We start from the raw sequence: 14,512 nt of genomic DNA on the forward strand, positions 1-14,512 counted from the left end.
TTAGATTTTAGATTTTAGATTTTAGATTTTAGATTTTAGATTTTAGATTTTAGATTTTAGATTTTAGATTTTAGATTGCAGAACAAATCTACAATCTACAATGTGAAATCCGAAAGTTAGATTGCAGCAAAATAACCAAAATAAAGGGAGCGATCGCACCAAAGCAATCAACCCCCTTTAAATATTGCGAACTATCTACTTTCTGCGCCGCCGTCGCCAGTCAGCACCCAACCGCTTGAGGTAATCCCAGCCGCGTTGGGGCCAGACATGATCGCTACCAATCTTTTCGGCAATCCAGCGAGCGACTTTGGGGCCTGTCCAGTCTCCGCCGTCGGGGGCAGGGCCTTGCAGCGCTTGTCGCAGTTCTTCTTGCTGTTCTGGATTCAGCAAGGATTTTGCAGGAGGGGGCTGGCGGTCTCCGCTGCGGTTCCTGACAGAGGTAGGCCCTTCTCGGTTATAGCGCTGGACAATTTCTTTGGCGTAGTCGTAGTTGAGGCCTACGACTTGGGCTGCTTGTTTGATAGTCCAATTTCGGGAAACTAACAGCAGCAAGTGCCAGCGGCGCGACTCTGTGGTGTTTTGTGCCTGCCGGTAGCGAATTTTGAGTTCCTCTGCCGTCAGGTGGGATTCTAAGTGAGCTTTAGGTGGCATTCCTCCAACGGGGCATCGGGAACTTCTTACCATATATCTTGGGTTTTGGGGATAATTCCGGATGAAATTATTTTCCTGGGGATCGATCGGGCAAATAAGTAGCTTTTTTTACCGCAGATGCACGCAGCTAGTCGCAATTGAGGAAGGACTGCTGTTTTTTTGCAGGTGCGCGCAACAGGAGACCACGGCGTGGCGGTGAGCGTTCCCAGCTTTTTTGTGAACCCCAGATTTATGACAGGCTTGTTGACCGAAAGCATCCAGGATACAAGCCGCCGGATTCATTCCGAAAGCAGACTCAGGATCCAGAAATAAAAAACCTGTATCCGATGAAACTTGCCCCCCGAATTTATCCGTGGGGTCAATGCTTCAATTCTAAAATCTAAAATCTAAAATCTAAAATCGATTGACCTCTGGCACAGGGGGCGTGGATCGGAAAAGGTCGATCGCTATTTTCTTCGATCGGGCAGCGGCCCTTAATTCACTCGGCTGAATGATAACTTTTAGTCATTTTTGACTAAAAAAGTATTCTTCATAATCTGACCCTAATTATTAGGCTATATACCGCCATAATCTAATCTTTTATTATCATATTTTTTATATTAAGTTTATTTATTTATATGTTTACAGGAGATTAATCTTCTATAAAATCAGCTTAAATGCTGCTAATTATGCCCTTTAAAATAACTTAAGCCTAATAAACAAATATGTATTGTGAACTATAATATTCTGAAAATTCCCCGGAATAAAGCATTCATAACCGGGAATTGGTTTATTTTCTATGCCTTCTTTTTCTTCCCTAAATACTTGGTTGCGTCGAAGAAAAGCTAGGTTCTATCTAATATTTGAGAATTTAGATTGCAGAATTGGGAATGACTAATTTCCTAATGATTGTGATCTTGCATACACATTCTTGGAGGCATAACCTAATTATGTAGGGGTCTCATTGCACACATTACCCCTTCTTCAAATAATTCGCGAGTCCAACCACTTGTTGCATAAGTTTTGATACAGTTGCATTCTTGGTTTGTTAAAAGATGAGGTAAAAAACTCGATCGCTATTTTGTGTTCGGTGGGATTTGGGGAATTTAATCTATTGTAGATAAAATGACCTATCGCCCGTTAGCGGAGTCCTCTTTGAGGCTCGAACTTTCGCCACAAAAATAGCCGACTTTGCCTTCGGGCTGTAAGCAGGTACAATTGCCAGTTATATTAACTGTATTGTCTCAAAGTAGAAAGAATAAAGGTACGAGCATGGCATCCATCCGCGAGTTGCACCGACAACTGGTCAATAAAGAACGCTCTGCTGTGGAAATTACTCAAGAAGCATTAGACCGAATTACCCAGCTAGAGCCGAAGTTGAAAAGCTTTCTGTGCGTGACGGCAGACAGCGCACTGGCGCAGGCCCATAAAGTGGATGCCCAAATCGCAGCCGGAGAGCAAATTGGCCTGTTGGCCGGCATCCCGATCGCCGTTAAAGATAATATGTGCACCGAGGGCGTTCCCACAACCTGCGCCTCTCGGATTTTGGAGAATTTTGTGCCTCCCTACGATGCAACCGTCGTCTCCAAACTCCAAGCAGCCGGTGCGGTGATTGTGGGTAAGGCGAATATGGACGAGTTTGCAATGGGGAGCTCGACAGAAACTTCTGCTTATCAAGTTACCGCGAATCCTTGGGACTTGGAGCGCGTGCCCGGAGGGTCTTCTGGCGGTTCTGCCGCAGCGGTAGCCGCTGGAGAATGCGTCGTGAGTTTGGGTTCGGATACTGGGGGCTCAATCCGCCAACCTGCTGCTTTTTGCGGGTTGGTGGGGCTGAAACCAACTTATGGGTTGGTTTCTCGCTACGGTTTGGTGGCCTATGCTTCTTCTCTCGATCAAATCGGGCCCTTTGGCCGGACTGTTGAGGATACGGCGATTTTGTTGGGGGCGATCGCGGGTTATGATCCGAGAGATTCCACGAGTCTTAATGTCCCAATTCCTGACTACGCTCAAGCTTTAAGACCCAGTTTGCGACCCAAGGGTCAAATTAGAATTGGTGTAATTAAAGAAACTTTTGGTGTAGGGCTGGACTCGGGGGTTAAAGACGCTGTTACTAAGGCGATCGAGCAATTTCAACAATTGGGCGCAGAAATTCAAGTCATTTCTTGCCCCCGGTTCCGCTACGGTTTACCCACTTACTACATCATTGCTCCCTCGGAAGCTTCGGCAAATTTGGCGCGATATGATGGAGTGAAGTACGGTTTCCGATCTCCAGACTCCGATAATCTTTTGGATATGTATGCCAAAACCCGCTCTCAGGGGTTCGGTGCGGAAGTTAAACGCCGGATTGCGATCGGCACTTACGTATTGTCGGCTGGATATTACGATGCCTATTATCTAAAAGCTCAAAAAGTTCGGACTTTGATTAAAGAAGACTTTGAAAAAGCTTTTTCTCAAGTTGATGTTTTAGTCTGTCCCACTGCTCCTACTACCGCATTTAAGGCAGGCGAAAAATTCAATGATCCCCTGAGTATGTATTTGTCAGATTTGATGACTATTCCCGTGAATCTTGCTGGTTTGCCAGCTTTGAGTTTGCCCTGCGGATTTGATGATAAAGGACTGCCCGTGGGTATACAACTGATTAGTAATGTTTTGCAAGAATCTCGGTTGTTTCAAGTGGCTCACGCTTACGAACAGTCTACGAATTGGCACTTACACCACCCGGAATTGCATTAATTTTTGAAAATCGGCGGAATACGGTGGCGGAAGTTAGTAATCGATCTTGGCTAATTGTCTAAATTAATAATTTGCCATTAGCTTTTGAGCGATCTCTAATTTCCCGCGTGCTCTATCTATGAACAATTTGCTAGTATTCCTTTTGTCTAAATCGCTAATAGCTTTTGGGATAGTTTTGGCCGTTGCTTATTCTGCTGCTTGTGTATTCCTATTTGTAGCGCAAGGTAAGTTTATCTTTTTTCCTGCGCGGGCGATCGAAACTACGCCAGATGATTTTCAGTTGAAATATCAAGATGTCTGGCTGCCAATTTCAACTAAAACAGGCGCGGTTGACAGCGTGCACGGGTGGTGGATTCCTGCCTCGGAAAATCCCCCCAGCCCCCCCTTAGCAAGAGGGAGAGCAAGAAAGGGAGAGGCCGTTCCCTCTGTTAACACCGGAGGCTCGGATAGCCCCCCCAGCCCCCCCTTGCCAAGGGGGGGAGCTAGAGGAGTCGGAACGTCCCCGCAAAGTGATAGACCGACAGTCGCTCCGCTTCCCCCCCTTAACAAGGGGGGGTTAGGGGGGGTAGTTTTGTACCTGCACGGCAATGCTTCAAATGTGGGATCAAATGTCGAACACGCTCATCGATTTCATCGATTAGGTTTGTCGGTATTTGTGATGGATTATCGTGGTTATGGAAAAAGCCAGGGCGATTTTCCGAGTGAATCTCAGGTTTATGAGGATGCTCAACTTGCTTGGGATTATTTGGTGAAACAGCGGGGGATTAACCCGAATCAAATTTATATCTACGGTCATTCTTTGGGAGGCGCGATCGCGATCGATCTAGCCGTGCGTCACCCGGAGGCGGCGGGGTTAATCGTAGAAGGATCTTTTACTTCGACGCGGGCGATGGTGAATTTCCAAAAAGGCTTGTTTTGGATGTTTCCGATCGATTTTTTGCTGACACAGCGGTTTGATTCTCTTTCAAAAGTCGATCGCCTGCAAATGCCCGTGCTGTTTATTCACGGAACTGCTGACAATGTAGTTCCAGTGGAAATGACCAAAAAACTGTTTGATGCAGCACCTGAACCCAAACAGCTTTACATAGTTCCTGATGGAGGTCACACTAATGTGGCACAGATCGGGGGCGCAGAATATCTGCAAATACTGAGCCAATTTTTAGGTTCTTCAAAGTAGATAAAAGCTATTGGCGGTAACAGGTTAAGTTTGATATCTGTACCGCCTGCTCGCACTTCTAACAGTAGATATCTAAAGCGGAGTAGTTATCCCGATGATACCGCTTAGTATAACCTTAATACATTCAGCCACCAGTCATTCACGGCATAGCAATAATTGCAATAATTGTTCGTACTTATAGCTTGTTCTTTCTTAACTTCGCAGCCGCGCCGAGATGTTTTTCGATCCGGCATCCGGGCGCCGCAGAGATTGGCACCTGTGAGATTAGTTTTGTTCAATCTCGCATCCCTCAAGTCTGCCGATCTAAGGTCGGCACCGCTGAGATTTGCACCGCTTAAATCGGCTTCTTGGAGGTCGGCACCGGTGAGATTTGCACCGCTTAAATCAGCATTTCTCAGGTCGGTTCTATTTAGTTTAGCAGCGCTCAAATTACTGCATTTTAAGTTAGCCAACTGGAGGGATGCGCCTCGCAGGAAACTCTCGCTGAGGTTGGCATTTTCTAAGTTGGCTCCCCTGATGTCTGCCCTGCTCATATCGGCTTTGCTGAGGTCGGCGTCAGCCAAAAAGGCGTTTCTCATGTTGGCGTGGTTTAAATTAGCTTCCATTAAATCAGCCGCAGTCAAATCGGCATCAACTAAGTCGGCCCTGTTGAGAGTGGCGCGGCTCAAGGAAGCGCCAAACAAATCTGCACGGCTCAAGGAAGCGCCAAATAAGTCGCATCCGGGACATCCTCTGGTTTCTAGCAGCCGCTTGACTAGAGACAGATTTTGAGCTTGCAAGGGAAGTGCGGCGCAAAATGGGAGTAGCATTATCGCTGCAGTCAGAATTTTCAGTTGGATTTTGGTCATAGTTTGGGTAAGTCCTGTAACTGCCTTTCATCACCGATTTGTCTGCTGGACTTACGCGCGCGGGGTGAAAAACCCGGTTTCCTCGTTAATTTCTCGCTGTCAAACGCAATATTCTTAGCAGAAACCGGGTTGTTTGCCCAAGTCCTAGTCTAGTGGATGGACGCGCCTCGACGGTGTAAGGTTCGATCGCGCTCACGAGTCCGGATATTACTTACGCCTTTGGGATGAGAGCGCGCCTCAAGGCTCCCTTGCAGCGAACAGCGAACTGCCGGAGTCCCTGAATACCAGGGATTTTGGAGCTTGCGACGGCTGCGGCAAGTGGTTGACTCCGACAGCGCATAAGTATTTGTAATCGATGCAGTGGGATTTTGCTGCGGAGGGTGATCGTTCTCCGTACAGGCGATCGGTAAATAAGCCAATTGGCTTAGACTCTTAAGACATATTGCTGATGCGCTGCCTTCTATAAAAAAGATAGCATTTTTATGTGATCCCCGAAATAATACCGAGCCAGCAAGTATAAAAAAGATACCGGGTGTCTCGGCGGGCGGGAAAATAGGGTACAGCTAATACTTTCATACGAGGAAAATAGATGTCTAACAGCATAGATCAACTTGCAGAATGCGGCAGGGGGATCAAACTCATGTGGCAGATTGCAGACGAGATCAGTTACACCCGGACTCTCGACAATCGAAACTGTTTGTGGCTGACCAAAACTTACGAAGTAGAAGGTCGCAAGCGATCCCAAAATTTTATAAAAAAAGCTAGCGTTTTAGATGGATTAATGAATTTATTAAACACCTGGGATTGGCAGAGTAAACAGCAGCAGGAAGAAGAGTTCCATGAAACTTGTATTCAACATATTAGCCTGCAAGTCAACACAGATGTGAATGCTTTAACTCAAGTTTTGTTGTGGTTTGAGCAGTTGAAAGATTTATCGCTCCCCAATGAGGTTTGGTGGAAGTTTCAGTTGGCGCTGGCTGAAGGTTTCACTAATGCAGTTCGCCACGCTCACAAAAATCTGCCAGTAGAAACTCCTATTCAACTGGAAATTATGGTGTTTAACGGACGGTTGGAACTCAAAGTTTGGGATTGTGGCCCTTGTTTTGATTTTGATGCTAAGCTGAAGGAAATTCTGGTAGCAAATAGAAATAACTGCTTGGATTTAGAGGTTTTGAACGATGCTTGCTTGATGCCTAGCAGACAAAAAACTTTGGAACCGTCTCTATTTCTAATTGCTGGGTAGCTTTGGGGTGATGGACAATTAACAGACTGGCACGGTGAAAAATGTGTTATGCTAAAAACGGTGTTAGGGGAAAAGTTACGGGTTTTGTCTCCGCGTGGGTGAGGGGTTTTAAATACTGCCAACCTGCTGCAGCTTGGGTTAAGAGCTATGGTCTTGGGTAATTCTAAAGCAGTTCGATTGAAACGGGTGCATCTGTCTAATTAAATATTAAAAACTAAACATTAAAAGTTAAAAATTATTCACAATAATTTTTGAGCTTTTAATTTATCATAGTATCTGGTTGCTCACCAATTACTAATGATTTCCAAAGAAACTTTATTTGTTCTGTCTCTATTTCCCTACTTGGGATTTCTCTGGTTTTTGACTCGATCGGGAAAAACACCCCGTTTAGCTCTGATGGGATTTTACGGCACTCTCGTTTTTGTAGCGGTGACGATTCCCGCCGCAATTTACGCAAAAGTTGCCTACAACGAGTCACTAGCAAATGTCGATTGGCTGCACGGTTCTGCGGAACTATTCTTGACACTTGCCAATATTTTATTAGTTTTAGGCTTTAGAGAAGCGGTGATTAAAGCCAAAGCATCCTCGCCCGAATAAACTTGAGAGGGTAGTTGGGATTAATGCGAAACTTTCATTTGGCTAGCGTCTGTTTAGTTGGGCGAGATAAGTGACATACTTGTGAAGGCGATCGGTTTCAGTGTCAAGTAAACGACTAGCCCAAGAATGTACATTAAGTTGCGATCGCATTTCTCGAAATGCCACAGTATCTCCGCGATTGTCTAGAGGAAAAACCCAAGCATCAAATCCAGCCGACTTGAGACGGCTAACAGTTCCCTCGCCATCTTGCACCCACAATTGTGGGTTAATGCGAAGGGGTTGACATGAATATTCACCGACAACAATTCCCCCCAAAGAAACGCTAGCATCTTCTCCCCGATTGGAAAGTTCTTGCAAAATAGCTTTGAGGGAATTGAGTTTTTTCCCGTCTTGTACTTGTTGCGGTGTAAGCTTGAAAATCACCATTTCTAAAACTTCGACAGGTTTTGTCGATCGTACAATGTTGACTGGTTCCGCCGGCCAATGGTTATTTATTTCCGGTTCCCCCCTCTCGATTTCCTCTGTAATTTGTACTGTTTCAACCGGCTTGGCAGTGTCTACAATTATCTGAATTTCCTCCCCATCTTTCTCAAGTTTTCCACTAATCAGTAAGATCGCATTCTCTACGATGTAAGGTTTCACTTGTTCGTAAGCCTTGGGGAACACAACCGCTTTTATTTGATGTGTCAAATCTTCTAATTGCAAAATTGCCATCGCATCACCTTTTTTAGTCACTACCAGCTTGATAGCGCTGATCATGACAATAACTGATACTTTCCCCTTTTTATCTGCTAACTGTTCGAGAGTCACCACATCGGGGTCTGGGTTTACTTGCATGAGAAACTTTAGAGGATGTTCTGACACATAAAAACCAAGTAATTCTTTTTCTAAACGCAATTTTTCCTGTTTGTCATAATCTTGTACCAATTTAGATTTTGGCGCCGACTCATAGGTATTGACCGACTTACCAAAGCTATTCGCACCTAACAAATCAAAGAGATTGCCTTGGCCACTTTCCCGATCTCTTTTGCGGTCTTGCGCCCATTTCACCACCCCTTCGATGTCGTTTACTAATTGATGACGGTTGGGCTCAATTTTATCAAAAGCTCCGCATTGAATTAAAGCTTCTAGAGCGCGGCGGTTGACAGAATGGAGATTTACGCGATCGCACAAATCAGCCAACGATTTAAACTTACCCCCTTCCTGTCGCGCAGCCAAAATATTTTCAATTGCCGATTCTCCCACATTTTTAACAGCCGAAATCCCAAACAAAATTTTATCTTTTGCAGAGCCAGTCATCTGTTTCGGCATCGGTGTAAAAGTAAGTTCCGAGCTATTAACATCGGGCGGCTCAACCTCAATACCCAGCTTCAGACAATTGGCAATATATTTCTGTACTTTATCCTGATCGCCCCTGTTAGCCGTCAGCAGTGCAGCCATATATTCTAGAGGATAATTCGCCTTTAAATAGGCAGTTTGATAAGTGATATACGCATAGGCCATTGAATGGGATTTATTAAAACAATATTCCGCGAATTGTAGCATTTGCGCGAACAACTTTTCAGCAATTCTTTGACTGACTCCATTCTTAGTGGCGCCGTCGATAAATGTTTCCTTTTGCTTCTGCATTTCATCAGCTTTCTTCTTGCCCATTGCGCGCCGCAGCAAGTCAGCTTGACCCAAAGAATAGCCCGCCAAATCTTGAGCCATCCGCATAATTTGCTCTTGAAAGCAAAGCGTTCCGTAAGTCTCTTTTAAAATCGGCTCTAATAGCGGATGATCGTACTCAACTGTTTTACCATGCTTGCAGTCAATAAACTGAGGAATCAAACCTGCGTCCAGCGGCCCAGGTCGGTAAAGTGCCAAAATAGAAGAAATATCATCCAGACAGGAAGGTTTGAGTTTTTTCACTACATCCAGCATTCCAGATGATTCTAGCTGAAAAATACCTTCTAAATCTCCTCTTTCTAAAAGTCTATAGGTTTTATCTACATCATCGGGTAACTTTTTGATTCTGCCAAAAGTCTCTTGAGCTCTGCGCTCTATATCAGAAGGTAGCATTTCTGGATCGACAATTAGATTTTGGGTTTGCTTAATATAATCAACAGTTTTCTGGAGCGTTGTTAAGTTTTTCAATCCCAAAAAGTCCATTTTCAGCAGCCCCAAAAATTCCAAATCTTCCATGAAATATTGGGTAATCACAGCACCCTCATTATTCTTTTGCAGCGGTACAATTTCATCCAACGGCTCTGAGGAAATTACCACACCTGCCGCGTGAACACCATAGGTTTTGTTAGTTCCTTCAATGCGAATTGCCATGTCAATCCACTGACGAACGGGGACTTCAGTACCAGTTTCTGCATTTATGCAAATTGTATTTTCATAGTTGTCTTTAAATTCCTGTGCAGGTGTGTCATTGGAAATCATCACTTTAAGTTTTTCCGGTTTTCCCCTGGACACGGGAATTAGTTTAGCCATTTCGTCGGCTTTTTTGTAGGGAATACCTAACACTCTCCCAACATCTTTCAAGACAGCTTTTGATGTCATTCTGTTGAAAGTAATAATTTGCGCTACGCGCTCGCTACCATATTTTTCCGTAACGTATTTAATCATGTCGTCCCGTCTTTCTATGCAGAAATCGCTATCAATATCTGGCATAGATTTCCGTTCGGGATTGAGAAATCGCTCGAATAGTAGTCCGTGGTGTACGGGGTCGATATTGGTGATTTTGAGGACGTATGCAACTAGAGAACCTGCGGCAGAACCGCGTCCTGGCCCTACTGGGATATCGTTATCTCTAGCATATTTTATGTAGTCCCAAACTACTAAGAAATATTCCGAAAATCCCATCTGCTGAAGCATTTTCAGTTCGTATTCTAGTCTTTGTTTGTAGACGGGGGGGATTTCATTTCTGGTGCGGGCTTTGAGGCGTTCTAACAGTCCCAGCCAGGATATTTCTTCTACATAAGTATCGGCTGTATGTTCTGGAGGAATTGGAATTGTGGGAATTCGAGCTTCTCCTGTGAGCTCGTATCTCGATACTTTATTTGCGACCTCTAGGGTATTTTCGATCGCCTCTTTGATTGTTTCATCATCCAAATGATCTCGAAACAGTTGCGCCATCTCCTCGGCGGACTTAAGATATTCAGTACCGCTGTAGCGCATCCGCTTGTCTTCTTCAATCAGTTTGTTGGTGTTAATGCACAGCAAAGCATCGTGTGCTTCTACGTCGTTGCAGGAAATATAGTGAGAATCATTGGTGGCAATTATTTTAATCTTGAGTTCGCGGGCAATTTTAACGATTTCAACATTAACAATCCGGTCTTCCGGGGAACCGTGGTCTTGAATTTCTATATAGTAATCTTCCCCAAATACTTCTTTATACCAACTGGCTACTTCACGGGCAGCATCTAACTTGTTTTGCAGAATCATTTGGGGAACTTCGCCACCCAAACAAGCACTGGTAACAATTAAACCTTCGGAGTATTGTTTTAGCAGTTCCTTGTTAATGCAGGGGCGGGCAAAGATACCTCTTTCAGGCATTCCCTTTAAGTGGGAAATTGTGGTTAGTTTGACGAGGTTTTTATAACCTTGGGTATTTTTAGCTAAAACAACTTGATGGTATTTTCTTCTACCTCGAACTTTTACTTCAATGTCGCCGTTGACGACATACATTTCATTGCCAATAATCGGCTTAATATTTTTATTTCGGCAAACTTTGATGAGTTCGATCGCGCCGTACATCACGCCGTGGTCTGTAAGGGCGATCGCGGGCATCCCCAATTCCACCGCCCGTTCTGCGAGCTGTTGTAGCTGAGAAGCCCCATCTAGTAAGCTATAATCGCTGTGAATGTGCAAACCAACGAAGGACATAGGGATTTTAGATTTTAGATTTTAGATTTTAGATTCTACACTATCCGCGTGTCAAAGTGTAAAATAAAAAACAAACTTTTATGTTACTTTTGAGATAATTTTGGTAGGGGATACGAGACCGCAGCGCATCAGTTCGCCTCCGCCGTATTTGTTAACAATTATCAATTGTTGAGTTAGGAGTTCAAAGTTATGCGTTAAAATCTTGATCGCTAGAGTTAAGCATTTGCTGTGATTTTTTAAGTGCAAAACAAGGTAATTAAATGCCGCACAATTATCAACTAGCTCTCGAACAAATTCCCCCACTGGCTCAAACTATTGGGGAGCAGTTTAGCAGTTTGCCTCAAGTTGTAGCCGTCGTTTTAGCAGGTTCTCGAACAACTCTCGTTACGGATGAGTCATCGGATTTTGATTTTTACGTATATGTTAAAGAGGAAATTCCTGTTGACATACGGGAGGCGATAGCGAGACAATTTTCCGATCGCATTTCAATCAACAATCAATTTTGGGAACCCGGAGACGAGTGGATAGATATTAACACTGGCTGCGGTATAGATATTATGTACCGCAGGCCCGAATGGATCGAAGAAGAACTCGATCGCATCCTGGTAAAATATCAAGCATCAGTAGGTTATTCAACCTGTTTTTGGTGGAACATTCTCACCTCAGTATCATTGTATGACAGAGACGGTTGGTTTCAGCAATTTCAAGCCAATGTCGATCGACCTTATCCAGAACAACTCCGTCAAGCCATAATTGCCAAAAATTATCCGATTTTGCGCCACCAGATTTTTTCATTTCGCCACCAGCTAGAATCCGCTGTTTTGCGCCGCGATTCAGTAAGTATTATCCACCGAACAGCCGCTTTTTTAGGCAGTTATTTTGATATTATTTTTGCTGTTAATTCTATCCCTCATCCGGGCGAAAAGCGTCTGGTAGAAAGGGCAACAGCTTTGTGTTCAAAATTGCCGGAAGATTTGGAAAGCCAAATTCACAGTCTAACTAATTCTATTTCGTTACCTGCAGGCGATCGCCAAATTTTACATTGTCTTGATGGACTGGTTGACAGTCTCGATCACTTGTTGATTGAGGCAGGTTTAATTGCTACTAATTCTCTCGCTAACTAGGTAAGTGCAAAAAAAACAGAGTGCCATATCCTAGGGTTAGCAGTGTGCACCTCCCTAAATAGCGATCGAACTTTTACAAATTTGCTTGTTGCAAATAACGCTCCAAATCTTTAATCCGTTCTTGCGTCACTCTTGCCCTGCAATAACCGTAGGTAGAAGCAGCCAAAGAACCGCCTTCAAACTGCCCCATTTCATAATTGCAAGATTCATCTCTAAACTTGAGCCAACTACGCTGTGCTACTATCAATCTTTGCTTTTGTTTGCTGTTGAGTTTCGGCTGAAGTTGCTGATATACTTGATTGAGTTTCCTGTCGGCTGCCTGAAACTCCTGACTGGAACACGCATTCTGCTCCTGTGTAGTTTGAGGACTTTTGCAGTTGGGCTGTTGAGCGAGTTGCAAGGAAGTGTTGCTGGCTTTGCTAGGAAGCAAAAATCCGGCTGTTAACAACAGCGAACTCGTGGCTAATTTGACCCAAATAGTGATTTTTTTCAAAATATTTACCTCTTTTTCAATCTTTAATTTTTTCGGGTTGAGCCGATCGCCAAATCCACCAAGCCGCCGCCCACAAAGTAAAATTGCCGAAGAGAGTCATCGCCGCTTGCAGGGTAACTATCCATTCTAGGGCTGGGGAGTTGTCAAAATAGTGCCATGTACAGGCACACATAGCGCTGACGAGAGCGGGCAGCATTCCGGCGGAAAGGGCCCACCAAGCTCGGTTTTGAGTGACTTCGCCGTAAGTCCAAATTAACCAGATGGCGGCAATCCACTCGACGACGCTAGAGACGTGAATAATCCAGGTGGGAATTGACAAAGCGTGCATTTTTTGTATTGTGAACGAAGATGAAAGATTTATCGATCGGGACTTACGCAACGGTCATATAAAGTATGATGAGTCAGTCGATTTTAGATTTTAGATTTTAGATTTTAGATTTACTCCACAGATGAATCTTGGAGCTTGAGCTTTGGTCTAAAATTTTAGGAGCATCCACGACTTAAGTCGGGGCTTGTACCTGTTTTTGGGCTGGTCATACAATTTTAGATTAGCGATTCGAGATTTTATTAGATTTGCGATTTGAGCTGACTGATGACGTAAAGCCTTGAAGCTTACTGACAGTAGCGTTTTTTTGGGTAGTAGTATTATCAAATTTCAAATCTCAAAAAAATCTAAAATCCAAAATCTAAAATCTAAAATACTTAGATTCTCCATCACAAACAAACAAAAGAGTAGAAATGCGAGCAATTTTGTGCGGCTATTACGGTAAAGGCAACGGCGGCGACGAGGCGCTGTTGGCATCGCTACTGCAAATGTTACCAGATGGCGTGACGCCGATCGTCCTGTCTGGCAATCCTGTTGAGACAAATCAGCGGTACGGGGTAGCTGCGCGCGATCGCATGAATGCCTTTCAAGTTCTCGAAGCACTCCGCACCTCCGACGCCCTAATCTGGGGCGGCGGTAGTTTAATCCAAGACGCTACTAGCATTGTGAGTCCTTTCTATTATGGTGGTTTGATGGGATTAGCGCAGCAGATGGGCTTAAAAACTGTTGCCTGGGCCCAGGGAATTGGGCCTTTGAAGCGCGAAATGACTCGCAAGTTATCTCAGCGCTGTTTTGCGGGATGCACCGGCGTCAGCGTGCGGGATAAAGGTTCAGCTACTTTACTTGCAGATTGGAAAATTCCCTTTACTTTAGCGCCCGATCCGGTGTGGGCTTTGGAGAACTCGCCCGTGTCGGGTTTGTGGGATTTACCTGCGCCCAGAGTAGCTGTTTGTTTGCGTTCTCATCCTACACTAACTACCGCCCGTTTATCAATCTTAACTCAAGCTTTAGTTGACTTTCAAAAAGCAACTCGCACCTTAATTTTGCTGCTGCCTTTTCAAGCGTCTCACGACTTAGAAATTGCCCAACATTTGCACGAAGCCCTGCCCAAAAGGAGTCGCATCCTCAGTTTAGACGATCCGAGAAAATTGAAAGGAGTGTTCCGGGGAGTCGAAATGGCGATCGGGATGCGCTACCACAGTTTAATTATGGCAGCATCGGAAGAATGCCGCTGTTTTGCCCTCAGCTACGATCCGAAAGTCAGCCAGTTAATGGAAGAGCTAGAAATGCCGGGATACTTATTATCAGAATTGCCAGACGATCCTTATTTAATCAGCAAAACCTGGATCGAACACTATGCTAACGGCGACGCCTTATCGTCAGACAGGATAAAATTTATAGTAGAGCGATCGCTCTTTCATCGCGAAGTATTGCGAGCCGCGCTCCAATAATCTCATTCAGAGGTGAAA

The 14,512-nt window shown here is 44.4% G+C and carries 12 protein-coding genes; 6 read left to right on the top strand and 6 right to left on the bottom strand.

What is annotated here, in order from left to right; genetic code table 11:
• Positions 1-195 precede the first annotated feature (195 nt).
• Positions 196-651, bottom strand: a complete 456-nt coding sequence (locus tag Q5691_RS01720; RefSeq protein WP_333209312.1) for a helix-turn-helix domain-containing protein — start codon at positions 649-651, stop codon at positions 196-198.
• Positions 652-1,902: 1,251 nt separating this feature from the next.
• Here Q5691_RS01720 and gatA point away from each other — a divergent pair.
• A complete protein-coding gene (gene gatA / locus Q5691_RS01725) occupies positions 1,903-3,363 on the top strand; it encodes an Asp-tRNA(Asn)/Glu-tRNA(Gln) amidotransferase subunit GatA (protein WP_333082744.1) in 1,461 nt (486 codons plus the stop codon).
• Positions 3,364-3,481: 118 nt separating this feature from the next.
• On the top strand, positions 3,482-4,540 hold the full coding sequence (locus Q5691_RS01730) for an alpha/beta fold hydrolase (protein WP_333209203.1): 1,059 nt from the start codon (positions 3,482-3,484) through the stop codon (positions 4,538-4,540).
• A 104-nt stretch (positions 4,541-4,644) separates the two neighbouring features.
• On the opposite strand, the gene Q5691_RS01735 is transcribed toward Q5691_RS01730, so the two are convergent.
• Positions 4,645-5,388, bottom strand: coding sequence for a pentapeptide repeat-containing protein (locus Q5691_RS01735; protein ID WP_333209205.1), 744 nt, complete (start codon positions 5,386-5,388; stop codon positions 4,645-4,647).
• Positions 5,389-5,537: 149 nt separating this feature from the next.
• A complete protein-coding gene (locus Q5691_RS01740) occupies positions 5,538-5,807 on the bottom strand; it encodes a hypothetical protein (protein WP_333209207.1) in 270 nt (89 codons plus the stop codon).
• A 170-nt stretch (positions 5,808-5,977) separates the two neighbouring features.
• Here Q5691_RS01740 and Q5691_RS01745 point away from each other — a divergent pair, with 170 nt between their 5' ends.
• A complete protein-coding gene (locus Q5691_RS01745) occupies positions 5,978-6,631 on the top strand; it encodes an ATP-binding protein (RefSeq protein ID WP_333343806.1) in 654 nt (217 codons plus the stop codon).
• Between the two features lie 297 nt (positions 6,632-6,928).
• On the top strand, positions 6,929-7,228 hold the full coding sequence (locus tag Q5691_RS01750; RefSeq protein WP_333209210.1) for a DUF3593 domain-containing protein: 300 nt from the start codon (positions 6,929-6,931) through the stop codon (positions 7,226-7,228).
• A gap of 42 nt (positions 7,229-7,270) precedes the next feature.
• On the opposite strand, the gene Q5691_RS01755 is transcribed toward Q5691_RS01750, so the two are convergent.
• Entirely contained in the window at positions 7,271-11,101 is a 3,831-nt protein-coding gene (locus tag Q5691_RS01755) for a DNA polymerase III subunit alpha (RefSeq protein ID WP_333209212.1), read from the bottom strand.
• A 260-nt stretch (positions 11,102-11,361) separates the two neighbouring features.
• Between Q5691_RS01755 and Q5691_RS01760 the strand changes: the two genes are divergently transcribed.
• Complete coding sequence (locus tag Q5691_RS01760) at positions 11,362-12,225, top strand: DUF4037 domain-containing protein (protein WP_333227580.1); 864 nt, start codon at positions 11,362-11,364, stop codon at positions 12,223-12,225.
• A gap of 73 nt (positions 12,226-12,298) precedes the next feature.
• Here the strand turns inward: Q5691_RS01760 and Q5691_RS01765 are convergent, their stop codons facing one another.
• Together Q5691_RS01765 and Q5691_RS01770 are read right to left on the bottom strand one after the other, a co-directional pair.
• Complete coding sequence (locus Q5691_RS01765; protein ID WP_333209216.1) at positions 12,299-12,718, bottom strand: lysozyme inhibitor LprI family protein; 420 nt, start codon at positions 12,716-12,718, stop codon at positions 12,299-12,301.
• Between the two features lie 16 nt (positions 12,719-12,734).
• On the bottom strand, positions 12,735-13,046 hold the full coding sequence (locus Q5691_RS01770) for a DUF2499 domain-containing protein (protein WP_333154630.1): 312 nt from the start codon (positions 13,044-13,046) through the stop codon (positions 12,735-12,737).
• Between the two features lie 410 nt (positions 13,047-13,456).
• Between Q5691_RS01770 and csaB the strand changes: the two genes are divergently transcribed.
• Positions 13,457-14,494 carry a polysaccharide pyruvyl transferase CsaB gene (gene csaB, locus Q5691_RS01775; RefSeq protein WP_333227582.1) on the top strand — a complete coding sequence of 346 codons (1,038 nt, stop codon included), beginning with the start codon at positions 13,457-13,459 and terminating at the stop codon, positions 14,492-14,494.
• Positions 14,495-14,512: the final 18 nt, after the last annotated feature.

The sequence above is a fragment of the Microcoleus sp. w1-18aA5 genome, from assembly GCF_036701705.1.
GTDB lineage: Bacteria > Cyanobacteriota > Cyanobacteriia > Cyanobacteriales > Microcoleaceae > Microcoleus.